Source organism: Actinomadura sp. NBRC 104425, assembly GCF_030269545.1.
GTDB lineage: Bacteria > Actinomycetota > Actinomycetes > Streptosporangiales > Streptosporangiaceae > Spirillospora > Spirillospora keratinilytica.
In genome coordinates, this window is record NZ_BSTN01000004.1 from 363,415 (window position 1) to 385,311 (window position 21,897).

The 21,897-nt window shown below is 72.2% G+C and carries 17 protein-coding genes, 2 pseudogenes and 1 riboswitch; of the genes and pseudogenes, 11 read left to right on the forward strand and 8 right to left on the reverse strand.

All coding sequences use genetic code 11. The annotated features are described in order from the left end of the window. Positions 1-49 precede the first annotated feature (49 nt). Positions 50-273, reverse strand: a riboswitch (cobalamin riboswitch). A 458-nt stretch (positions 274-731) separates the two neighbouring features. Further along, positions 732-1,928 (forward strand): annotated as a pseudogene (locus QSK22_RS09420) (RNA-guided endonuclease InsQ/TnpB family protein); the annotation flags it as partial. 34 nt (positions 1,929-1,962) lie between these two features. On the opposite strand, the gene QSK22_RS09425 reads toward QSK22_RS09420, so the two are convergent. Continuing rightward, positions 1,963-2,961, reverse strand: coding sequence for an MBL fold metallo-hydrolase (locus QSK22_RS09425; RefSeq protein ID WP_285493642.1), 999 nt, complete (start codon positions 2,959-2,961; stop codon positions 1,963-1,965). A 101-nt stretch (positions 2,962-3,062) separates the two neighbouring features. On the opposite strand from QSK22_RS09425, the gene QSK22_RS09430 reads away from it, so the two are divergent. After that, positions 3,063-4,046 carry an AraC family transcriptional regulator gene (locus QSK22_RS09430; RefSeq protein ID WP_285493644.1) on the forward strand — a complete coding sequence of 328 codons (984 nt, stop codon included), beginning with the start codon at positions 3,063-3,065 and terminating at the stop codon, positions 4,044-4,046. Positions 4,047-4,257: 211 nt separating this feature from the next. Here QSK22_RS09430 and QSK22_RS09435 read toward each other — a convergent pair whose 3' ends face one another. From QSK22_RS09435 to QSK22_RS09460, 6 genes are all read right to left on the reverse strand, one after another. Further along, complete coding sequence (locus tag QSK22_RS09435; protein WP_502872291.1) at positions 4,258-5,667, reverse strand: glycosyl hydrolase; 1,410 nt, start codon at positions 5,665-5,667, stop codon at positions 4,258-4,260. Positions 5,668-5,929: 262 nt separating this feature from the next. Next, positions 5,930-6,811, reverse strand: coding sequence for an ABC transporter permease (locus tag QSK22_RS09440; protein WP_285493645.1), 882 nt, complete (start codon positions 6,809-6,811; stop codon positions 5,930-5,932). Further along, positions 6,808-7,980, reverse strand: a complete 1,173-nt coding sequence (locus QSK22_RS09445) for an ABC transporter substrate-binding protein (protein WP_285493646.1) — start codon at positions 7,978-7,980, stop codon at positions 6,808-6,810. Before QSK22_RS09445 ends, QSK22_RS09440 begins: the two co-directional genes overlap by 4 nt. Beyond that, positions 7,977-8,717 carry an ABC transporter ATP-binding protein gene (locus QSK22_RS09450; protein WP_285493647.1) on the reverse strand — a complete coding sequence of 247 codons (741 nt, stop codon included), beginning with the start codon at positions 8,715-8,717 and terminating at the stop codon, positions 7,977-7,979. Before QSK22_RS09450 ends, QSK22_RS09445 begins: the two co-directional genes overlap by 4 nt. Next, positions 8,699-9,760 (reverse strand): acyl-CoA dehydrogenase family protein, encoded by a 1,062-nt coding sequence (locus tag QSK22_RS09455; protein ID WP_285493648.1) that lies wholly within the window; start codon positions 9,758-9,760, stop codon positions 8,699-8,701. Before QSK22_RS09455 ends, QSK22_RS09450 begins: the two co-directional genes overlap by 19 nt. Before the next feature lie 15 nt (positions 9,761-9,775). Then, the gene (locus QSK22_RS09460; protein ID WP_285493649.1) at positions 9,776-10,303 is read right to left on the reverse strand and encodes a DUF4242 domain-containing protein; all 528 of its coding nucleotides are present in this window, start codon (positions 10,301-10,303) and stop codon (positions 9,776-9,778) included. Positions 10,304-10,415: 112 nt separating this feature from the next. Here QSK22_RS09460 and QSK22_RS09465 point away from each other — a divergent pair, with 112 nt between their 5' ends. Together QSK22_RS09465 and QSK22_RS33720 are read left to right on the forward strand one after the other, a co-directional pair. After that, complete coding sequence (locus QSK22_RS09465) at positions 10,416-10,805, forward strand: ArsR/SmtB family transcription factor (RefSeq protein ID WP_285493650.1); 390 nt, start codon at positions 10,416-10,418, stop codon at positions 10,803-10,805. Between the two features lie 376 nt (positions 10,806-11,181). Further along, a pseudogene (locus QSK22_RS33720) lies at positions 11,182-11,520 on the forward strand (MmyB family transcriptional regulator); the annotation flags it as partial. Positions 11,521-11,696: 176 nt separating this feature from the next. Here QSK22_RS33720 and QSK22_RS09470 read toward each other — a convergent pair. Next, positions 11,697-12,755 (reverse strand): LacI family DNA-binding transcriptional regulator, encoded by a 1,059-nt coding sequence (locus QSK22_RS09470; RefSeq protein ID WP_285493651.1) that lies wholly within the window; start codon positions 12,753-12,755, stop codon positions 11,697-11,699. Positions 12,756-13,029: 274 nt separating this feature from the next. Between QSK22_RS09470 and QSK22_RS09475 the strand changes: the two genes are divergently transcribed. From QSK22_RS09475 to QSK22_RS09505, 7 genes are all read left to right on the forward strand, one after another. Next, the gene (locus QSK22_RS09475; RefSeq protein ID WP_285493652.1) at positions 13,030-14,190 is read left to right on the forward strand and encodes a Gfo/Idh/MocA family protein; all 1,161 of its coding nucleotides are present in this window, start codon (positions 13,030-13,032) and stop codon (positions 14,188-14,190) included. 95 nt (positions 14,191-14,285) lie between these two features. After that, positions 14,286-15,284, forward strand: coding sequence for a sugar phosphate isomerase/epimerase family protein (locus QSK22_RS09480; protein ID WP_285493653.1), 999 nt, complete (start codon positions 14,286-14,288; stop codon positions 15,282-15,284). Positions 15,285-15,397: 113 nt separating this feature from the next. Continuing rightward, positions 15,398-16,405 (forward strand): sugar ABC transporter substrate-binding protein, encoded by a 1,008-nt coding sequence (locus tag QSK22_RS09485; protein WP_285493654.1) that lies wholly within the window; start codon positions 15,398-15,400, stop codon positions 16,403-16,405. 52 nt (positions 16,406-16,457) lie between these two features. Then, positions 16,458-17,447: a 5-dehydro-2-deoxygluconokinase gene (gene iolC / locus QSK22_RS09490; protein ID WP_285493656.1), complete on the forward strand. Its 990-nt coding sequence runs from the start codon at positions 16,458-16,460 to the stop codon at positions 17,445-17,447. Positions 17,448-17,470: 23 nt separating this feature from the next. Further along, entirely contained in the window at positions 17,471-18,334 is an 864-nt protein-coding gene (locus QSK22_RS09495; RefSeq protein WP_285493722.1) for a Cgl0159 family (beta/alpha)8-fold protein, read from the forward strand. Positions 18,335-18,479: 145 nt separating this feature from the next. After that, on the forward strand, positions 18,480-20,345 hold the full coding sequence (gene iolD / locus QSK22_RS09500; RefSeq protein ID WP_285493657.1) for a 3D-(3,5/4)-trihydroxycyclohexane-1,2-dione acylhydrolase (decyclizing): 1,866 nt from the start codon (positions 18,480-18,482) through the stop codon (positions 20,343-20,345). Between the two features lie 10 nt (positions 20,346-20,355). Continuing rightward, positions 20,356-21,858 (forward strand): CoA-acylating methylmalonate-semialdehyde dehydrogenase, encoded by a 1,503-nt coding sequence (locus QSK22_RS09505; RefSeq protein WP_285493658.1) that lies wholly within the window; start codon positions 20,356-20,358, stop codon positions 21,856-21,858. Positions 21,859-21,897: the final 39 nt, after the last annotated feature.

Here is a 21,897-nt window from a genome sequence, read left to right on the forward strand (position 1 = left end):
GCGTACCGGCCGCAGGCCCTCCCGCGAGGCCGCAAACCACCGCACGCCGGTCGGCGCACGGGCGGAGGCAGGTCTTCGGACTCGCGGGCGTCGCTCCTACCGACGTAGGAGCGTCCTACTGGCCGTCGCTTCCCAGGCCGTACGGCCCAGTGCGTGATGACGGCGGTCGTTCCCGCTCACCGCTGCGGGGCAGTCCCGGACTCTCACCGGGTTCCCTCTTACGACATCCGACCCCGCCCGGGGCCGGATGAACCATCCGCGCAAGCGAGTGTAGCGACACACGACCACCGCGCGGCCGCCCGTCTTCCGACCGCAACCACGTCGGTGCGGCTGCGCCACGAGTTCCGGAGGCGGCGGCCGCACCGACGTCGCTCCCAGGTTGTGTGCGGTGCATCTTGACGGCCGCGCCCGCCTCCGATGCAGACACCGCACAGTGGTCGAAAGCCGCACCGACCGGCAGCGAGGCGCGACACCGCCACCCCTGGCGCGAGGCTCGGCCCGTCACCACCGGGCAGGAGCAGCCCGGCGACCGCGCTGCTGCGGAATCCGCCGGACACGCTCCATCGGCAACGGCTCACCGTCATCGAAAACCTCCGAGGAGACCCCCGCCTTCAGGCGGGGGAGGAATCGGACCCCTGCGGAGCAGGGCAAGGGCAGGCGATTCGCCGCCAGGCGAACCGCCGTTGAGAACACACACGAGCCTTAACTGATCTTGCGATAGAATGTGAGGCATGGCGCAGATCGTGAAGCGGGCCTACAAGTACCGCTTCTACCCGACCCCCGGGCAGGCCGAAGAACTGCTCCGGACGTTCGGCTGCGTCCGCCTCGTCTACAACAAGGCCCTCGAAGAGCGCACCCGCGCCTACACCCTGGAAGGCCGCCGCGTCTCCTACGTGGAGACCTCGGCGATGCTCACCGCGTGGAAGCGCACCGAGGAGCTGGCATTTCTGAACGAGGTGTCCTCGGTGCCGCTCCAGCAGGCGCTGCGGCACCTGCAAGCGGCGTTCGCGAACTTCTTCGCCAAGCGGGCAAAGCACCCCACGTTCAAGAGCAGGAAGAAGTCCCGGGCGTCGGCCGAGTACACCCGGTCGGCGTTCCGGTGGCGCGACGGCCATCTGTACCTGGCAAAGATGGACGGCCCGCTGAACATCGTCTGGTCGCGCCCCCTGCCGGAGGGTGCACAGCCGTCCACGGTGACCGTCTCCCGGGACGCAGCAGGACGCTGGTTCGTGTCCCTCCTGGTCGAGGAGAAGATCCGCCCACTCGCCCCGGTGGACCACTCGGTCGGTGTGGACGCCGGGATCACGGCGCTGGTGACGCTCTCCACCGGAGAGAGGATCGTCAACCCGAAGCACGAGCGCCGGGACCGGCGCAGGCTCGCCAAGGCTCAGCGTGCCCTGGCCCGCAAGGAGAAGGGGTCGAACAACCGGGCCAAGGCCCGCCTGCGGGTGGCCCGCGTCCACGCGCGGATCACCGACCGCCGCCGGGACTTTCTGCACAAGGTCACCACACGGCTTGTTCGCGAGAACCAAGTGATCGCCGTGGAAGACCTGACCGTCCGCACCATGGTCCGCAACCACTCCCTGGCCCGCGCCATCTCCGACGCCTCGTGGCGTGAGCTGCGCTCCATGCTGGAGTACAAGGCCGCCTGGTACGGGCGCACCCTGGTGGCGGTGGACCGCTGGTTCCCGTCGTCGAAGCTGTGCTCGGCGTGCGGGACCTTGCAAGAGACGATGCCGCTGCACGTCCGGTCGTGGACGTGCACAGCGTGCGGCACCGCCCACGACCGGGACGTCAACGCAGCCAAGAACATCCTCGCCGCCGGGCTGGCGGAGAGGTAAAACGCCTGTGGAGCCGGTGTAAGACCTCAACGAGAGTCCTCTCGGACGAGGCGGCTGGCTGTGAAGCAGGAAGTCCTGCGGGCGACCGCGGGAATCCCCCTCCTTCAGGAGGGGGAGGATGTCAACGGCGCAGTCCTGCCCTGGCGGAACCGCAGCGACGACGCCACGGTGAAGGGTCACTCGGAGAGTGGCGTGGTCTCTCCTTTGGCATGGCCGCCGCCCAGGGGCCGAGGGCGAAAGCGGCGCCGTTCCGGCGGACTTCCAGGGCGCCCGCACCGCCGAAGTGCGCGGGGACGAGCAGCTCCCGTTCATCCGCCGCCCTCCCCAGGATCAGCCGACGGCTGTTCACGGCCTGTTCCGGGTCCATGCAGGCGTTGCTGTTGCAGCAGGGTTGGAGGATCTGCACCGGGCTGTGCAGCAGATCTCCGACGAAGACCGCCCGGTCGCTCCCGGACACGAGCCGCAGCACCGACGAGCCGGGAGTGTGGCCGGGCGCGGACTCCAAGGTGAGGTGCTCGTCGATGCGGTGGAAGCCGTCCCACAGCACGGCCTGCCCGGCCTGGTGGATGGGCGCGATGCTGTCCTCGTAGATCAGACGGTCGACCTCCCGCGCACCGTTGCCGTACGCGTTGTCCGGGCCGAAATAAAAGTCGTCGGCGGTCGGGATGAGGTATTGGGCATTGGGGAACGTCGGTACCCACTGCCCGTCGGCGTCGACGGTGTTCCAGCCGACGTGGTCGACGTGGAGGTGGGTGTTGACGACGACGTCCACATCCTGCGGGCGGACACCGGCCTTCGCCAGCAGACCGGGAAGATCGCTCTGGGCCCGGTGGAACGGCCCCATGCCGGGTCGCTCGCGCCCGGCGCCCGCTCCGGTGTCCACCAGGACGGTTCGCCCACCGCTGCGCAGCACCCAGCTCTGCAGGGCGGCCACCACCCTGTCGGTGTCCGGCTCCCAGTGGTCCGGTGCCAGCCAGTCCTCGTTGTCCTTCCACACCTCGGCGGCGACGGCGGGGAACATGGCGGAGGTGGGCATGAACGGTTCGTGCCACTCGACGACACGGATGACCTCGACATCCCCCAGCGACATGCTCTGCACGCTCGCGTTCACGTTCGTCATGCGCTCGACCCTAGGAACACCGAACGATCCGCTCAATGCGTATCGAGCTCAATAAAATAAGAAGCCATCTCACAAATGATGCCTGTGGATAATCTGGGCGCATGGACGTGGTGAGTGACGCCATCTCCGCCGTGCGTCTCGGTCACCCCCGGTTTCGCCGAGTGCGGACGAGCGGGACCTGGTGTGTGCGGCTGGCCCCCTACGACGGCGCGGGCTTCCACGTCGTCTTGAAGGGCGGCTGCTGGCTGCTGACCGACGGCGACGCCCGGATATCCCTCGGCGTGGGCGACGCGGTGCTGCTGCCTCACGGCGCAGGCCATGTGATCGCCGATTCCCCCGTCGACGCCGCGGTCGCAGGGGAGAAGGCGGAGCCGTTCGAGCAGTGGCTTATGGCGACAGAGGCGCAAGCCCGACCTGGTCGTGAGGAAGCGGAGATGCTCTGCGGCAAGTACCGGCTCGACTGCAGCCGCATGCACCCGCTGATGACGGAGCTGCCCGAGGTCGTCCACATTCCGAACCGGGTCGGCGCCCACCTCGAACTCCGTGCCGCGATCGATCTGCTCGTCGGTGAGCTGGACGAGGTGCGCCCCGGCTCCTGCGTGGCCCTCCCGAACCTGCTCGACCTCCTCCTCATCTACATGATCCGGGCCTGGATGACCGAGGCCACCACCGGAGCATGGCCCACCGCGCTGGACGACCCGGTGACCGCCGCCGCCCTGCGGGCGATGCACACGAAGCCGGCCGCGCCGTGGAGCGTCGAAAGCCTGGCCGCGGAGGCGGGCGTCTCCCGGGCCACCCTGGCGCGCCGGTTCACCGCACTGGTCGGCCGCCCTCCGATGGCCTACCTGACCTGGTGGCGTCTGGTCCTCGCCGCCACCATGCTCCGCGACGGCAAGGAAACCCTGGCCGCCATCGCCGGCCGGGTCGGCTACGGCAGTCCGTACGCGCTCTCCCACGCCTTCGAGAGGGAATTCGGCGTCACACCAGGGCGGTATCGGGTACAGGCCGCAGAGCGTTCCGGCCCCACTGCGACCCCTCAACCGGCGTCACAGAGAACCGACGACGGAAACCCGGCCAGGCAATGACTCCACGACCAATGTGAAACAGCACCACCGCAGGCGGTGGACGGCGCGGTCGGCGCTGCACCGCCTCCGGCGGTCCTGCATCTCAAGGCGCGCCGTCTTCCCTCATGGGACGCGAGATGCCACGCATGCAGATGAGCGTCTCCCGCTCACGGCCGGCAGAGCCGTTCCGGTCACAGGACACGGCGGGAGGCGCTCATCTGCAGCATGCGGGTCAGCGGGAGACGGTGGCCTCGACGTAGGGCTGGAAGACCACCGGGCCCAGGAGCCCGTAGGCGAGTTCCGGCCTGGCGGACCAGGCCTTGTAGTCGGCGTCCCCGGTGAGGGCCTGGGTACGCAGGGCGTTGTTCAGCGTGGTCGACAGTTCGATCTTCACTTGGTTGGCGCCCGGACGCAGCACCTTGGTGACGTCGACGGGGTCGGCGTTCGGCACCTGGGAGACGGGGATCTCCGTGCCGTTGATCCAGGCGCGGACGGCACCGGCGAAATCGCCCAGCGACAGGCGGACACCGGTCTTCCCGGTCAGGTAGGAAGCGGGGATCTGGACGGAGGTGGCGTACACGGCCGTGCCCGAAGTGCCCTTGAGCTGGGGGATGTCCGTCCAGGGCTTCAGGGTGGAGGTCAGGTCGACCGAGCGTTCACCGGCCGGTGAGGTCGTGGTCGCGCTGATCTTCCACGTCCCCGACGCCGTCACGGGTGCGGGTGCGGCGGGCAGGGTCACGGTGCGGCGGGTGCCGTCGGGCAGTGCCACCCACTTGGGGCCGCCCTGCCGGTCGCGTACGACGAGCCGTCCGTCCGACCGGACGACCTCGTCGGCGTTCGTGTCGGTCACCGCGGCGGCCGTGTCCCCGGCCGCGCCGAACACCAGTGCCGCGGTGTCGCCTGCCGGGACGTGGACCCGCACGGTGACCTCCTGGCCGGTGCGGCGGTAGAGACCGAGGCGGGTGGCCTCGCCGGTCCACAGGTCCAGCAGGGTCGGTGCACCGGTGGTCCGGAAGGTCAACTCACCGGTGAAGGGACGGGTGGAGTTGTTGAACAGGAACCACGCGTCGCCGGTGGCGGTGCGCCGGTGGACCGGCACGATGTCGGCCACGCCCTGCCCGGACAGGTCGGCGCGCACGCCCAGCTGGGCGAGGGCGGCGGGGACGGACGCGGCGTCTTTCACGAAGCGCACGTTCGCGAGCTTGCGCAGTGTGCCGATCGCCCGGTCGACGCGTCGGTCTCCGTCGGCGCCGCCGGTGTATCCGGCCGCACGGCTGGGGACCGCGCCCTGCACGACGACGGGAAGGCCGGCTCGGGCCAGGTGCACCAGTCTCTCGGCGGTGTCAGGGGGCAGCGCCTCCTGGTCCTGCACGATGACGGCCTTGTAGGCGGGACCGTCCGGCAGAAGCCGGCCCTTGGCCACCTTCGCGTGCGACGGCACGCTCGCCGGTGTCACGGAGTCCCAGGTGTAGCTCGCGCCCGACAGCGCCTTGCGGAAGGCGTCCTGCGGGGTTCCGGTCGGGTCGGGCGCCTGGGCGCCGTTGACATCGGAGGTGGAGTTGAGAACGGTGAGGTCCACTCGGGGACGTCCGGTGCTGACCACCGCGTCCGCGCGGGCCAGGTAGTCCGTCAGGCGGGACAGCGCCTTGAACTGCGGCCAGTCCTGGTTCCAGGAGTCGGCGAACCACTGCGATCAGCAGTCCGGCCGCGAAGCCCGCGAGCCCCGTTCCCCACGCCTCCCACACCACGCGCTCAAGCCTGCCTCACGAACGCCGCACGGTGGGCACCGGCACGTTGCCCGCCGCCGTACCGTGCGCCGAGGCTGTGCAGGGACGCCTCCGACACGCGGATCGGACGCGTCCCTGCGCGCCCACGCGAAGGCGCCCGAGCGGTCACTGTCCACGTCACGTGGCTGACGAAGGCCGTCCTGTCGACGGCGTCGCGTATTGCTCGGCGGTCTCGGCGCCGCCGGATTCCGGTCGTTTGGCGGGGGCCGTCTTCCGAGGGCGGGTCTCGGACGGCGGCCGCGTGTCGCTCGCCAGCAGGGCCCGGAAACAGGAGTCCATCAGGTAGCCGAGCAGGCCGATCCAGAGGATGACCGCCATGAGCCGGTCGAAGGCGAGCTGGTCGCGGGCGTTGAGGATCGCATAGCCCAGCCCGGAGTCGACGCCGAGCATCTCCGCCGGGACGATGACGATCCACGCGGTTCCCAGCGCCAGGCGCAGTCCCGTCAGCAGCGGCATCCGCACCCCTGGCAGGACGATCGTGCGGAGCCGTTCGGCCGGTGTGGCCCCCAGCGAGCGGGCCACCAGCAGGAAACCGGGGTCGATCGCCTGCACTCCGGCGGCGGTGTTCAGCATGATCGGCCACACCGCGGCGACGGCGACCAGGAAGTACACCGGGCGGTGGCCGATCCCGAACAGGGCGATCGCGACCGGCGCCCACGACAGCGGCGAGATCATCCGCAGGAAGTGGAACAGCGGCCGGGTGGCCCGCTCGACGGCCGGGACCAGCCCGACCAGCAGCCCCAGCGGAACCCCGCACGCCGCCGCGATCGCCAGGCCGAGGAACAGCCGCCACAGGCTGGCGGCGGTGTCGGGGAACAACTGGCCGTGCACGGCCGCCTCGTACAGCGCGGGCACGGCCCGCTGCGGGGCGAACCCCGACAGCACGACGTGGCCGGACGCCGGCACGGAGGTCAGCAGCCACCACAGCGCGACCAGTACCAGGATCGGCACCAGCACCGTCAGTGCCCGGCGCGGGGGCCGCTCGGTTCCGGTGGTCATGACACGTTCACCTCTTCGACGCGGGTGAGTGACGCGGGCAGCCCGAACGCCGCGGGGGACCCGGACGTCGCGATGGCCCGCCGTACGAAGGAGTCGTCGACCAGGTCCCCGTGCACCCGGGCCGGGTCCAGCCCGTCGAGGAAGCGCGTGTCGACGTCGACCAGGGTCCGGCCCATCGCCTCGACCAGCGCCGAGGTGTAGCTGGGGAAGGGGAAGGGGGAGAAGCCGATGCGCTGCCCCTCCCAGTCGCCGCGGCGGATCGCGCCGGTGCGCTCGTAGTCCTCCCTCCGGTAGCCGAGGGCCTTGCCGATGGCCGGCCGGGGTTGCGGCAGGTAGCCGTCGGCGAGGGCGGCCGCCGCGGCGGGCCGGTTCGCGGCGATGTCGAGCTGGGCGGCGGCGAGCGCGTTGGTGAAGCGCTGGACCCGGTCGGGGTCGGCGGCGATCGTCGCCTGGTTCACCACGACCACGCAGCACGCGTGGTCGCGCCACAGGTCGCCGAGGAAGCGGTGGATCCTGCCGACACCGCGCACCTCGGCCATGGCGTTGAACGGGTCGGCCACCACGTATCCGCTGATGACGCCGTTCGACATGGCGGGCAGCATGTCGCTGGGGCTCATCACCACCAGCCGCACCTCGCCCCTGCTCCGCGACGGGTTCCGGCGCAGCACCGGCCGCAGCCCGCCGGCGCGGAACAGCCGCTGCGCGATGATGTTGTGGATCGACCACCAGTAGGGGATGGCGAACGTCCGCCCGGCCAGGCCGCCGAGGTCGGCGATGCCGTTCGCCAGGGTGATGGACGAGCCGTTGGTGTGGTTCCAGGCGAGCATCCGCACCGGGGCGCCCAATCCGTACCGCAGCTGCACCGCGAAGGGGGCGAGCAGGTGGACGACGTCCACCTTCCGCGCCACGAACGCCTGGGCGAGCTCGGCCCAGCTGCGGAACCGCACCGGCCGGGCCACCCGGACCCCGAACCGGTCGTAGAGCCCGCGGCGGTGGGCGACGAGCAACGGGGAGGCGTCGGTGATCGGCAGGTAGCCGATGCGCAGCGCCCCGCCCGCCGTGCCCGCACCGGCCGGCCGCCCGGCGGCGACGGCGGCTCCCAGCCCGGCGGCCAGCCCCAGCCCCAGTCCGCCGCCGAGCAGCGCGCGGCGGTCCACGGCGGCGCTCATGTTCCCGCCCGGGCGGGCAGGACGCTCTCGTACCGGCCGAGGATCCGCGCGCGCAGCTCCTCCGCCCGGACCGAGTCGCGGTCCCCGGGTGCGCCGTTCCACTCGTGGCCGACGGCGCCGGTGCCGTCCAGCAGCGCGATCCGGTCGCCCAGGTAGATCGCCTCGGCGACGTCGTGCGTCACCAGGACGGCGGTCAGCCCCATCTCGACGATCAGGGCGCGCAGCCGGTCCTGGAGCGCCTCGCGGGTCAGCGGGTCCAGCGCGCTGAACGGCTCGTCCAGCAGCAGCACGTCGGGACGGATCGCCAGCGCGCGGGCGATCGCGACGCGCTGCGCCTGGCCGCCCGACAGCCGGTCGGAGGGCGAGTCGGCGAACTCGGCCAAACCCAGCCAGCCGAGGATCTCAGGGATCCGGCCGGGATCGGCGGCCCGGTTGGCCTTGTAACGCAGGCCCAGCTCGACGTTCTCCCGCACGGTCAGCCACGGCAGGAGCAGGGGGCGCTGGAACACCATGCCGATGGACGGGCCGGCGCCGCCCGGGCCCCCGGAGACCAGTTCGCCCTCGTCCAGTTCCTCCAGGCCGGCCAGCAGGCGCAGCAGCGTGGACTTGCCGCTGCCGCTGGCGCCCAGGACCGCGAGGGTGTGCCCCTGCTCCACGCGCAGGTTCAGGCCGCTCAGCACGCGGCGTCCGGAGTACGCCTTGTGCCCGGCGCGGATCTCTAGCGTTCCAGATCCCACCGCAGGTGTCCTTCCGTGGGCGATTGGACGGGCAGGAACACCGCCTCGCGGACCCGCCGCGCGGTGTGACCGGCCGCCAGGAACCCGGCGCCGCCCTTCACCGCCGATTCCAGCCGGGTCGCCGCGACCGCCGTGCCGGCCGCGTCCAGCCGCAGCCGGGTGACCTCGGCCGGCGCCGGCGGCGCCGCGGCGTACCGGGCGAGCCGCTCGCGCACCGAGGCCAGGGCGGCCTGGAGTTCGCGCAGGTCGTCGGCGAACACGACGTCGGGTCCGTCGAGGGACCGTTCGGCCTGCGCCAGCGACTCGGCGGCCAGGCCCGAGCAGAAGGCGGTCTGGATGAGCAGGAAGGTGGTGCGCACGCTGGAGCAGAACGAGGGCAGGTCGGTCGACAGGACCGCCTCCTGCGGGACGAACACGTCCCGCAGCTCCACCGAGGACGAGGCCGTGCCGTTCAGCGCCAGCAGAGCGGGGAACGGGCGGACCCGCACCCCCTCGTCCCCGACGCGCAGCGCCACGATCACGCGCTCCTCGCGCCCGGGGGAGTCCAGGCGTGCGGGCAGGACGACGACCGCGCCAGGGAACAGGTTGGACGCCCACGGGATCGGCCCGTCGACCCGGTACCCGCCGTCGACCTTCCGCGCCACCGCCGGGATCCGGCCGAGCCCGGACAGCTCCTTCAGGGCCGGCGCCATCGCGCTCGCCCCGGTCACGCGGCCGGAGCGCAGCCCGCCGAGGAACTCCTCGGTCAGCGCGGTGGGACGCGCCCGGCTCAGGTACTCCACCGTCATCCGCTGCGCCCACAGCGCGAACGCCGAGCTCAGGCAGCCCCTGGCCACGCTCTCCACGGTGCCCAGCAGCGGGAGCAGCCGCCCGTCCCCGCGATCGGGGGCGCCGACGTCCAGCAAGTTGCGCTCGCCGAGCCAGCGCAGCCCAGGGCGGACGTCGTCATCGCCCCGGTCGACGGCCGCGGCGCGGGCGAGGAAGTGCACCGTGACCTCCTCGTCCTGCCGGGGGAGGAGGCCCGCGGTACTCGTGGTGCTCATCGCCGTCGCTCCCGCTCAGGAACGCCGGTCGAGTTCGTGCAGCCGGTCGATGGGCGTGTCGACGGCCTTGCGGGCGCGTTCGACCGCCGCGGCGTCGGGCGCGTCGTAGAAGCACAGGCACTTGCCCATGTCCTCGCGCACATAGGTGCGCAGGAACCGGGTCTCGGGGACCTCGGCGTACAGCGGCGCCTTCTCCGCCTTGCGGGCCAGGTAGCTGTCCATGCTGAGACCGGCCGGCAGGTCCCACTCCACGAGGTAGCCCGCCTTGCCGGCGTGCGCCTTGACCTCCGCGAGGTCGGCGCCGACCAGGCGGACCTCGGCGATGTCGTCGAACACGATCCCCGCCCGGCGCAGCGCGTCGGCGACGGTGTCGGGGGCGGGCTCGTCGGCGATCAGGAACACGTGGTCGTGGCCGACGGGCACCTGGGCCTCGATCAGTTCCGCGCCGCCGGCGCGCAGGGCGTCGGCGGCGGCGCGGATGAGCCGGTCCGCGGCCGCGCGGGTGGCGTCCTCGACGGTGAACTCGACGAGCTGGAGTGCCATGAGATACCTACTAAATCTATCGGTATTGCTTAGTACGATGTTCACCGTACCTCATGTCCGCTCCGGAAGGTAAGGTGCGCGTCGTACCTCGACGAGGAGTGGACCCGCGCCGATGACGACCGAGACACCGCAGAACGCGCCGCCGCAGGACGCGCCGCCGCAGGCGCTCAGACACCCGCGCCGGGAGGAGCTCGACCTCACCGAGATCCTGTGCGCCCTGGCCGACCCCAACCGCCTGCGGGTGGTCGCCGCGCTGGTGCGGGAGCCGCCCGGAAGCGTCCGCCCCTACTCGTGGTTCGGCCTGCCCGTCGGCAAGGCCGGGCGCACCCACCACTTCCGGGTGCTCCGGGAGGCAGGACTGATCACGGTCGAGCAGTACGGCAACCGCACCGCCGTGAGCCTGCGCCGCGACGACATCGAGGCCCGCTTCCCCGGCCTGCTGTCCGCCATCCGCGCGGGCACGGCCCCCGACGAAACTCCCGACGAGCCCGCCGCCCTGTGAGACGACGCCCGCCGCACCACCGGGCGACCGCCGAACACAAAAATCACAGCAGGCGGATGACGGCGCACAAAGCATTCCCCCCGGTCTCGACGGCCGAAAGCGCCAGAAGCCTTTCGACACGCACGCGGGAGCGGCGTCAGTGAGCCCACCCGGGGACGCCGAGTGCGAGCGTGGTGACCAAGAGGATCTGCGGCAGGGCTTCCGTACGTCACTCCCAAGGGCGCGAGCACCGGTTCTCCCTGGCTGCGGCCGCCGGGGCCGGTCTCCGCCGCCGCACGCCGCCGACCGGAGTGCCGTCCACGGTCCGGCTGGTGCTCGACGCGATCACCGAGGCGCTGGCCTGGGGGGGCGCAACGGCCGCTATGACATCGTCGCCATGAACCGCCTCGCGCGAGCGTTCTTCGCCCCCGCCTTCGCCGCCCCCCGCCGCCTGGCGAACACCGTGCGGTTCCTCTGCCTGGACCCGGCCGCCCGCGATTTCTACGTCGACTGGGACCGGATCGCCGCCGCCGCCATGTTCCGGCTCGAGGCGGGCCGCAACCCGCACGACCGGGCGCTGATCGAACTGATCGGCGAGCTGTCGACGCGCAGCGAGGACTTCCGGCGGCGCCGGGCCTGCCACGACGTGCGGTTCCACCGGAGCGGTCGCAAGCGGCTGCGGCACCCGGTGGTCGGCCGGCTCGACCTGAACTTCGGCACGATGGAGCCGGCCTCCGCGCCCGGTCTGGTCCTCAACGTCTACATCGCCGCCCCCGGTGGCCCCACGGCCGACGGGCTCGGGATGCTCGCCGACTGGGCGGCCCCCAGGAGCTCGCCGAGGCGCGGCAGGCGACACCGGAGCAGACCTGACCGGCGCGCGCATCCCCGGGCGTCGCCGGTGGCCGTGGGCCGTCAGCGGGGGGCGCCGGTGGTGCCGCGGATCACCAGCCGCGGTTTCAGGACGACGTCGCGGCGCGTCGTGCGGCCGCCGTCCAGGCGTTCGACCATGGCCTGCAGCGCGTGGCGTGCCTGGTCGAGGGGTTCCTGGCTGACGGTGGTGAGGTTCACGTGGGCGAGCCTCGACAGCGGGCTGTCGTCGTATCCCGCGACGGACACGGCCTTGGGGGCCTCCACGCCGCTGCGGGCGAGGATGTCGAGCAGGCCGACGGCGGACCGGTCGTTCACGGCGACCACGGCGGTGGGCAGGTCGGGGCCGTCGAGCAGGGCGCGCGCGGCGGCCATGCCCGCATCCTCGGTGTAGCCGCCGGTGACGAGCCGTATGTGCTCCTCCAGGCCGTTGCGCTGCATGGCCTTGCGGTAGCCGCGGCGCCGGTCGGAGGCTATCGTTCCGGCGCCGCCGTCGAGGTGCGCGATCGAACGGTGCCCCAGTTCGGCGAGGTGGTCGACCACCTGGCCCACGCCCTGGTCGTCGGCCGTCCGCACCACGTCCAGGTCCGGTGACGCGATGCGGCGCCCCACCACGACGACGGGCAGCTGCCGCCCGAGGGCGGTCAGCCTCGGTGCGGGCAGTTCGGCGCCGATCAGGACGAGGCCCTCGCAGCGGAACTCCAGCAGGTTTTCGATGGCCCGGCGCTCGTCATGGGTGCGGGTCACGGTGCTCAGGGCCAGTTCGTAGCCGAACTCGTCGGCGACCGCCTGGAGTTCCTCGAACAGCTCGGCATGGAAGGTGTTGCGCAGCGTCATCGTGACGCCGAGCAGGTGCGTGCGGCGGCGGGCGAGCAGGCTCGCCGTCCGGTTGTGCCGGTAGCCCAGCTCGGCGGCCGCCTGCATGACGCGCGCCCGGGTCTCGGCGCTCGCGCCGGGTGCGTTGCGGAACACCAGCGACACCAGCGCCTTGGACACCCCGGCCCGGGCGGCCACGTCCCGCATCGTCGGGCGCTTGGCCGGTTCTGACGCGCCGGCGGCCGCCTGGGGGGCGTCGGATCCTGTCGCGTCCAGCTTCTCTCCCACCGAATCCCATTCTCCCGATGTGCCGCCGAGAGTATCACGTCCCGGCCCGGCGAGCGATTTCTTATAGACCGGTCTAGTTCACCCCTTGACGGGGTCTTCTAGACCGGTCTAGTTTCTTGGTCCCGAGAGCGAGTGATGTACATCACTGTGAATGTTTTTGCAGGTCATGTCGCTTGCGTCAAGGTGTGCCGGCGAGCCTCGGCGAGGCGGAACGCCTGGGTACGGTGCCGTGGCCGGCGCGGCCGCGGGCAGGTTCGAGAGTAAGGGGAGCGCTGTGAAATCGTCGATCGGGGTCGCGGTGATCGGTGCCGGCATGGCGGGCCGCGCGCACGCGCAGGGGTACCGGTCCGCGTCGACCGTGTTCGCGGCCGGCCTGCCCGAGGTCCGGCTGGTGGCCATCGCCGACGCCAACGAGACCCTCGGCGCGGACGCCGCCCGGCGCTACGGCTACGAGCGCGCGGAGACCGACTGGGAGGCGATCGCGGCGGCGCCCGACATCGACGCGGTGAGCGTCGTGGTGGCCAACACGCTGCACCGGGAGATCGTCGAGGGGCTGCTGGCGGCGGGCAAGCACGTGCTGTGCGAGAAGCCGCTGGCACCGACCGTCGAGGACGCGCGGGCCATGGTGCAGGCCGCCGAGAAGGCCGACCGGGTCGCCGCCGTCGGGTTCAGCTTCCGCAGGTCCCCGGCGGTCGGCGCGATCCGCGAGCGGGTCGCCTCCGGGGAGCTCGGCCGCCCCCTGCACTTCAACGGCCACTACTGGTGCGACTACGGCTGCTCGGCCGACGCGCCGATGAGCTGGCGCTACAAGGGCGGACCCGGGTCGGGCGCCCTCGCCGACATCGGCAGCCACCTGATCGACATGGCCGAGTTCCTCTGCGGCCCGGTGGAGTCGGTGCACGGTGCGGTGCTGTCCACCGTGATCCCCGACCGCCCGGTCCCGCTCGGCACCGCGATCGGCCACGCGGGCGGCGTGGAGCTGAGCGACCGGCGCGAGGCGGTGGAGAACGAGGACATGGCCACGTTCACCGCGACGTTCCAGAGCGGGGCCGTCGGCACGTTCTCGGTGTCCCGGGTGGCCCACGGACTGCCCAACGCGCTGGGCTTCGAGCTGTTCTGCGCCGATGGCTCGGCCGCGTTCGACGTGTCCCGTCCGGCCGAGTTCACCGTGTCCGACCGGGTGTCCGGCGACCACCGCCGGGTCCTGACCGGCCCGGAGCACCCGTACATCGCCGGAGGGCTGGCCATGGACTTCCCGGGCGTGGCCCACGGGATCAACGACTTCTTCACCTACCAGGCGAGGGCCTTCCTGGAGGAGATCGCCGGAGTGGACGGGCTGCCGCGCTGCGCCGATTTCGCCGCGGGCTTGCGCAACCTGGAGCTGCTCGACGCCGTCGTGCGGTCCGCCGGGTCGGACGGCTCCCTGCCCGGCTGAGGCGACCCGCGCCGGGCGCACGGCCGTCCGAAACCCGTTCACTTCTCACCCTGGCGGGCCCGCCCCGCCGCCACCACGACACGGAGGCAAGCATCATGAAGCTGGGCGCCTACACCGCGTGCCTTGACGACAAGCCGCTGCCGGAGGCCCTGAAGATCCTGCGGGAACTCGGCCTGACCGGCGCCGAGATCAACGCCGGCGGATTCCGGCCCGCGCCCCACATCCCGATCGCGCGGCTGCGCGAGAGCGTGGCGGCGCGCGAGGACTACCTGGGCCAGTTCGAGGACGCGGGCATCGCCCTGACCGGGCTGAACGTCAACGGCAACCCGCTGCACCCCGACCCCGAGGTCGGCCCACGGCACGCCGACGACCTGCGGCAGGCGATCATCACGGCCGGGCTGCTGGGCGTGCGCCGCGTCGTGGCGATGTCCGGGCAGCCCGCGGCGCACCCCGGAGGCACCGCCCCGTCGTGGGCCGTGATCCCCTGGGACAGCGCCTACCTGGACGTGCTGGAGTACCAGTGGCGCGAGGTGGCGATCCCGTTCTGGACGGAGATCGACGCCCTGGCCCGGGACGCCGACGTCAAGGTGTGCATCGAGATGCACCCGCATAACCTGGTGTTCAACCCGGCGACGCTGGAGCGGCTGGTCACCGAGACCGGCGCCACCCACGTCGGCGCCGAGATGGACCCCAGCCACCTGTTCTGGCAGGGGATCGACCCCGTCGCGGCCGTCGAGCACCTGGGCCCGCTGGTGTTCCACGCCGCCGCGAAGGACACCCGAATCAACGACAAGTGCCGTGTGTACGGCGTGCTCGACGACCGGTTCACCCGGATCCCCGCCGAGGAGAACCCCCTGGGGATCGGCGGCCGCTACACGGTGACCCGGTGGCCGGCCGAGTCGTCCTGGGACTTCGTGGCCGTCGGACGCGGCCACGACCAGGACTTCTGGAGCCGGTTCCTGCGCGCGCTGCACGCCGTCGACCCCGACATTGCCGTCAACATCGAGCACGAGGACGAGGAGTTCGACCAGGTCGAGGGGCTGCGCCGGTCGGCGGAGAGCCTGCTCGCCGCGGCGGCCGCCGCCGGTCTGTGACCGCCCGGCCGGCGCTCACCGGACGAGACCCACCCCAACCCAAGATCCCACCCCACCACGTCACCGGCCGGGCGGCGGTCCCGGCCGGGACGGCCAGAAAGGCAGGAACGCCAATGAGAACGCCGGCGAGGATCCGATCGGGCAGACGGGCCGCGAGCGTCGCGCTGGTCGCGGCGCTGGCCCTGGCCGCGTGCAGCAGCACCGGCGGCAAGCAGGCGCAGGAGGAGGGCGCCGAGGTCGCGGCGGGCAAGGCGAACACGCCGCGCATGAAGATCACCATGGTGACGCACGCGCCGTCCGGCGACACCTTCTGGGACATCATCCGCAAGGGCGCCGAGGCCGCGGCCGCCAAGGACAACGTCCAGTTCCAGTACGCCAACGACATCGATCCCGGTAAGCAGGCCACCCTCATCCAGAACGCCATCGACAGCAAGGTCGACGCCCTCGCGGTGACCCTGCCCAACCCCGGCGCGCTGACCCCCGCGGTCAAGAAGGCCGTGGCCGCGGGCATCCCGGTGGTGGCGTTCAACGCCGGAGTGGACGACTGGCAGAAGTCCGGCGCGCTGATGTTCTTCGGCCAGGACGAGAGCGTGTCCGGCGAGGCCGCCGGGAAGCGGCTGAGCTCCGAGGGCGCCAAGAAGGTGCTGTGCGTCGTGCAGGAACAGGGGCAGGTGCAGTTGGAGGCGCGCTGCGCGGGCGTGCAGAAGGGCTTCTCCGGCACGACCGAGAAGCTCTACGTGACCGGCACCAACATGCCGTCGGTCAAGTCGACCATCACCGCCAAGCTCCAGACCGACAAGAGCATCGACCACGTGGTCACCCTGGCGGCGCCCATCGCCCTGACCGCCGTCCAGTCGGTCAAGGACGCCGGCAGCCAGGCGAAGGTGGTCACCTTCGACACCAACACGCAACTGGTGAAGGCGCTGCAGGACAAGGACGTCGAGTGGGCCATCGACCAGCAGCCCTACCTGCAGGGGTACCTGGCGATCGACTCGCTGTGGCTCTACAAGGCCAACGGCAACGTCATGGGCGGCGGCCGGGCCACGCTCACCGGCCCGTCCTTCATCGACCAGAGCAACCTCGCGCAGGTCGCCAAGTTCGCCTCCGCAGGCACTCGATAGCAGGCGCGGGCCCCCACACGGTGGCGGGCCCGCCCGCTTCAGAAGGGACGAGATGAGGACCGGAGCCGAAGGCGCCGCCGACACCGCACCGGACGCCGCCGACCGCTTCGACGTGATCACCATGGGCCGGGTGGGGGTGGACGTCTATCCCCGGCAGGTCGGCGTCGGCCTGGAGGACGTGGAGACCTTCGGGAAGTATCTGGGCGGCAGCCCCACCAACGTCGCGGTCGCCGCCGCGCGGCACGGACGCCGGGCCGCCGTGATCACCCGCACCGGGGACGACCCGTTCGGGCGGTTCGTCCGCACGGCGCTGCGCCGGTACGGCGTCGACGACCGGTTCGTCGCCGCCGTACCGGACCTGCCGACACCGGTGACGTTCTGCGAGATCTTCCCGCCCGACGATTTCCCGCTCCACTTCTACCGGTTTCCCAAGGCGCCCGACCTGGAGATCTGGGCCGACGACCTGGACATGGACGCGATCGGCCGGGCCCGGGTGTTCTGGGCCACGACGACCGGGCTGGCGCAGGAGCCGAGCCGCGAGGCGACGCTGGCCGCGCTGGCGGCCCGCGACCGCAGGCCGTTCACGGTGCTGGACCTGGACTACCGGCCGATGTTCTGGCCGTCCCGGGAGCACGCGCGCTCCTGTATCGCCAAGGCCCTGGCGCACACCACGGTGGCGGTCGGCAACCTCGACGAATGCGAGGTCGCCGTGGGGGAGCGGAACCCGTACGCGGCCGCCAAGGCCCTGCGCGACCGCGGCGTCGCCCTGGCCGTCGTCAAGCAGGGGCCGAAGGGGGTCCTGGCGATGGACGACTCGGGCGCCGTCGAGGTGCCGCCGGTCCCGGTGGACGTCGTCAACGGCCTCGGCGCCGGGGACGCGTTCGGCGGGGCGCTGTGCCACGGACTGCTCGCCGGATGGGACACCGAGCGGGCGGTGCGCTTCGCCAACGCGGCGGGCGCGATCGTCGCGGGGCGGCTGGCCTGCTCGGACGCGATGCCGACGCCGGCCGAGGTGAACGGACTTCTCGGGGAGGATGCGTGAGTGCGCGAACCTTCGCCGACCGGATGTCGGCTCTGGTCGAGGCGCGGGCCGTCCGGCCGTCGGCAGTCGGCGAGGCGGCCCGGCGGCGGGTGCGCCGAAGACGGCTGCTCGGCCCGAGCGGACGCCTCATGATCGTCGCAGCCGACCATCCGGCCCGGGGCGCGCTCGGCGCGGGCCCGCGCCCGCTGGCGATGGCCGACCGGCGGGACCTGCTGGAACGGCTGTGCACGGTGCTGGACCGCCCCGGCGTGGACGGCGTGCTCGGCACCCCGGACATCATCGAAGACCTGCTGCTGCTCGGCGCGCTGGACGACAAGGTCGTCATCGGCTCCATGAACCGCGGCGGTCTGGCCGGGGCCGCCTTCGAGATCGACGACCGCTTCACCGCCTACACCGCGGAGGCGATCGCGGCCGGCGGGCTGGACGGCGGCAAGATGCTGCTGCGCATCGACGACCGCGACCAGGCCACGCCCGCCACCGTGCAGGCGTGCGCCGGGGCCGTCTCCGAGCTGGCCGGGCGGGGCCTGATGGCGATGGTGGAGCCGTTCATCTCGCACCGGGTGGACGGGCGCATCCGCAACGTCCTCACCCCCGAGGCGATGATCCGCGCGATCGCCATCGCCTCCGGCCTTGGCGCGACATCCGCCTGCACCTGGCTCAAGGTGCCGGTCGTCGACGACATGGAACGGGTGATGGCCGCGACCACACTGCCCACCCTGCTGCTGGGCGGCGAGGTGCCCGCCGACCCGGACGCGGCGCTGGCCGGCTGGCAGCAGGCGATGCGGCTGCCCAACGTCCGGGGCCTGGTCGTCGGCCGCAGCCTGCTGTACCCGGCCGACGACGATGTCGCGGGCGCCGCCGACGCCGCCGTGGAGGTGCTGAAGTGAAGCACCACCTGCCCGCCGGCAGGGCGGCCGAGCCTTCTTGGCCATCGTGGGCAGCCGGCATGGAAGCCATGCCCGCCTCACCAGCACCACCCGAGCATTTCGCCCTCACAGGCGTCTCGGGCATCAATCAGGAAGGCAGGGCATCATGAGGCTCACCGTCGCCCAGGCCATCGTCCGATTCCTGGCCCGGCAGTGGACCGAACGCGACGGCGAGGAGCAGCGCCTGTTCGCCGGCTGTTTCGGGATCTTCGGGCACGGCAACGTGGCGGGCCTGGGGCAGGCGCTGCTGGAGGCGCACGGAACCGGCGTCGGTCTGCCCTACTACATGGCCCGCAACGAGCAGGCCATGGTGCACGCCGCCGTCGGCTACGCGCGCATGAAGGACCGCCTGCAGACCTTCGCCTGCACGTCCTCGATCGGGCCGGGCGCCACCAACATGGTCACCGGCGCCGCGCTGGCCACGATCAACCGGATCCCCGTCCTGCTGCTGCCCGGCGACGTGTTCGCCACCCGCGTCGCCAACCCCGTGCTGCAGGAACTGGAGGACCCCCGCTCCTACGACGTCTCGGTCAACGACGCCTTGCGGCCGGTGTCGCGGTTCTTCGACCGGATCGGCCGGCCCGAACAGCTGCCGTCGGCGCTGCTGGCCGCGATGCGGGTGCTCACCGACCCGGCCGAGACGGGCGCGGTGACCCTGGCGCTGCCGCAGGACGTGCAGGCGGAGGCGTACGACTGGCCGGAGGAGCTCTTCCAGCGCCGGGTCTGGCACGTGCCGCGGCCGCTGCCCGAGCCCGCGGCGCTGGCCCGCGCCGCCGAGGTGCTGCGGTCCGCGCGCCGGCCGCTGATCGTCGCGGGCGGCGGTGTGATCTACAGCCGGGCCACCGAGGCGCTGCGCCGCTTCGCCGAGGCGACCGGCATCCCGGTCGCCGACACCCAGGCGGGCAAGGGCGCACTGCACTGGGAGCATCCGTGCGCCGTCGGCGGGGTGGGCGCCACCGGCTCGGCCGCCGCGAACGCGCTGGCGCGGGAGGCCGACGTGGTGCTCGGCGTCGGAACCCGCTACAGCGACTTCACCACCGCTTCGCGGACCGCGTTCCAGCACCCCGGCGTGCGGTTCGTCAACCTCAACATCACCTCGTTCGACGCCGCCAAGCACGCCGGCGCCATGCTGGTCGCCGACGCCCGCGCCGGGCTGGAAGCGCTGACCGAGGCGCTGGCCGGGCACCGCGTGGACGAGGCGTACGCGGCGCGGGCCCGCGAACTGGCCGCCGGATGGGCGCGGGTCGTCGACGGCGCCTACCGGCTCGGACACGGCCCGCTGCCCGCGCAGACCGAGATCCTCGGCGTCCTCAACGAGGAGTCGGACCCCCGCGACGTGGTCGTCCAGGCGGCCGGCAGCATGCCCGGCGACCTGCAGATGCTGTGGCGGGCCCGCGACCCCAAGGGCTACCACGTCGAATACGGCTACTCCTGCATGGGCTACGAGATCGCGGGCGGTCTCGGCGTCAAGATGGCCGACCCGACCCGCGAGGTGTTCGTGCTGGTGGGCGACGGGTCGTACCTGATGATGGCGCAGGAGATCGTCACCGCGGTCGCCGAGCACGTCAAGCTCACCATCGTCCTGGTGCAAAACCACGGCTTCGCCTCGATCGGCGCCCTGTCGGAGACCGTCGGCGCCGAACGGTTCGGCACCGCCTACCGCTACCGCGACCCCGCAACCGGCCTGCTCGACGGCGGGCTCCTCCCGGTGGACCTCGCGGCCAACGCCGCCAGCCTCGGTGCCGACGTCATCCGCGCCCGCACGGTCGAGGAGTTCCGCGCGGCGCTGCGGCAGGCCAAGGCCTGCGACCGGACGACCGTCGTGCACGTCGAGACCGACCCGCTCGCGCCCGTCCCGTCCTCGGAGGGCTGGTGGGACGTCCCGGTGGCCGAGGTCTCCGCGCTCGACGGCACCCGCAAGGCGCGGGCCGACTACGAGGCCGCCAAGTCCGCGCAACGCCCCTACCTCTAAGGAAAACCCCATGCGCACCATCCAGCATTGGATCGCCGGAGCGGAGACCACCGGCACCGCGCCCCGGTTCGGCCCCGTCTACAACCCCGCGCTCGGTGCCCGGCAGGCCCAGGTCGCACTGGCCGAGCCGGCCGACGTCGACACCGCCGTCCAGGCCGCCGCCGAGGCGTTCGGGCAGTGGCGGGAGGTGTCCGTCTCCCGGCGCGCGAAGATCATGTTCGCGTTCCGCGACCTGGTGGAGCGCCACATCGACCGGCTCGCCGAGGTCATCGCCGACGAGCACGGCAAGGTGCTGTCGGACGCCCGCGGCGAGGTCGTCCGCGGCCTGGAGGTGGTCGAGTTCGCCTGCGGCATCCCGCAGCTGCTCAAGGGCGAGTTCTCCGAGCAGGTGTCCACCGGTGTGGACGCCTGCTCCTTCCGCCAGCCGCTGGGCGTGTGCGCCGGGATCACGCCGTTCAACTTCCCGGCCATGGTGCCGCTGTGGATGCACCCGATCGCGATCGCCGCCGGCAACACCTTCGTCCTCAAGCCCAGCGAACGCGACCCGTCGGCGTCCAACCTGATCGCCCGCCTGTACGCCGAGGCCGGGCTGCCCGACGGCGTGTTCAACGTGGTGCACGGCGACAAGGTCGCGGTGGACGCGCTCCTGGACCATCCCGATGTCGCGGCGGTGTCGTTCGTCGGCTCCACGCCCATCGCCCGGTACGTGCACGAACGGGCGTCGGCGAACGGCAAGCGGGTGCAGGCGCTCGGCGGCGCCAAGAACCACGCCGTCGTGCTGCCCGACGCCGATCTGGATATCGCCGCCGACCAGATCACCGCCGCCGCATACGGCTCGGCCGGGCAGCGCTGCATGGCCATCTCCGCCGTCGTCGCGGTCGGTGACGCCGGCGACGGCCTGGTCGAGCGGCTGCGCGAGCGGGCGCTGGCCGTCCGCGTCGGGCCGGGCCGCGACGCGGCCAGCGAGATGGGCCCGTTGATCACACGGGAGGCCAAGGACCGCATCGCCGGATACGTCGAGCGCGGCGCCGCGGCGGGCGCCGAACTGGTCGTCGACGGCCGCCGGCTGCGCGTCGACGGGCACGAGGACGGCTTCTTCCTCGGCCCCTGCCTGTTCGACCGGGTCACCACCGACATGGACGTCTACCGCGACGAGATCTTCGGCCCCGTCCTGGCCGTGCTGCGCGCCGACACCCTCGACGAGGCGGTCGACCTGGTCAACGCCAACCCGTTCGGCAACGGCACAGCGATCTTCACCTCCAGCGGCCGGGCGGCCCGGACCTTCCAGCACCGGGTCCAGGTCGGCATGATCGGCGTCAATGTGCCGATACCGGTGCCGATGGCCTTCCACTCGTTCGGCGGCTGGAAGGACTCGCTGTTCGGCGACACCCACGTCCACGGCCCCGAGGGCGTCCGCTTCTACACCCGGGCCAAGGCCGTGACGAGCCGCTGGCCGGAAGCCGACCACGGCGAGCGGCACCGGGCGCACCTGAACTTCCCCACCGCCGGCTGATCCGCCGGGTGACGCCTTCCGACAACCACCCACCCCATG

Coding starts and splice junctions, on each gene's coding strand:
- QSK22_RS09465 (WP_285493650.1), top strand. CDS start 10,416: ATGACGACCGAGACACCGCAGAACGCGCCGCCGCAGGACGCGCCGCCG.
- QSK22_RS09505 (WP_285493658.1), top strand. CDS start 20,356: ATGCGCACCATCCAGCATTGGATCGCCGGAGCGGAGACCACCGGCACC.
- QSK22_RS09480 (WP_285493653.1), top strand. CDS start 14,286: ATGAAGCTGGGCGCCTACACCGCGTGCCTTGACGACAAGCCGCTGCCG.
- iolD (WP_285493657.1), top strand. CDS start 18,480: ATGAGGCTCACCGTCGCCCAGGCCATCGTCCGATTCCTGGCCCGGCAG.
- QSK22_RS09430 (WP_285493644.1), top strand. CDS start 3,063: ATGGACGTGGTGAGTGACGCCATCTCCGCCGTGCGTCTCGGTCACCCC.
- QSK22_RS09460 (WP_285493649.1), bottom strand. CDS start 10,303: ATGGCACTCCAGCTCGTCGAGTTCACCGTCGAGGACGCCACCCGCGCG.
- QSK22_RS09445 (WP_285493646.1), bottom strand. CDS start 7,980: ATGAGCGCCGCCGTGGACCGCCGCGCGCTGCTCGGCGGCGGACTGGGG.
- QSK22_RS09440 (WP_285493645.1), bottom strand. CDS start 6,811: ATGACCACCGGAACCGAGCGGCCCCCGCGCCGGGCACTGACGGTGCTG.
- QSK22_RS09495 (WP_285493722.1), top strand. CDS start 17,471: ATGTCGGCTCTGGTCGAGGCGCGGGCCGTCCGGCCGTCGGCAGTCGGC.
- QSK22_RS09485 (WP_285493654.1), top strand. CDS start 15,398: ATGAGAACGCCGGCGAGGATCCGATCGGGCAGACGGGCCGCGAGCGTC.
- QSK22_RS09425 (WP_285493642.1), bottom strand. CDS start 2,961: ATGACGAACGTGAACGCGAGCGTGCAGAGCATGTCGCTGGGGGATGTC.
- iolC (WP_285493656.1), top strand. CDS start 16,458: ATGAGGACCGGAGCCGAAGGCGCCGCCGACACCGCACCGGACGCCGCC.
- QSK22_RS09455 (WP_285493648.1), bottom strand. CDS start 9,760: ATGAGCACCACGAGTACCGCGGGCCTCCTCCCCCGGCAGGACGAGGAG.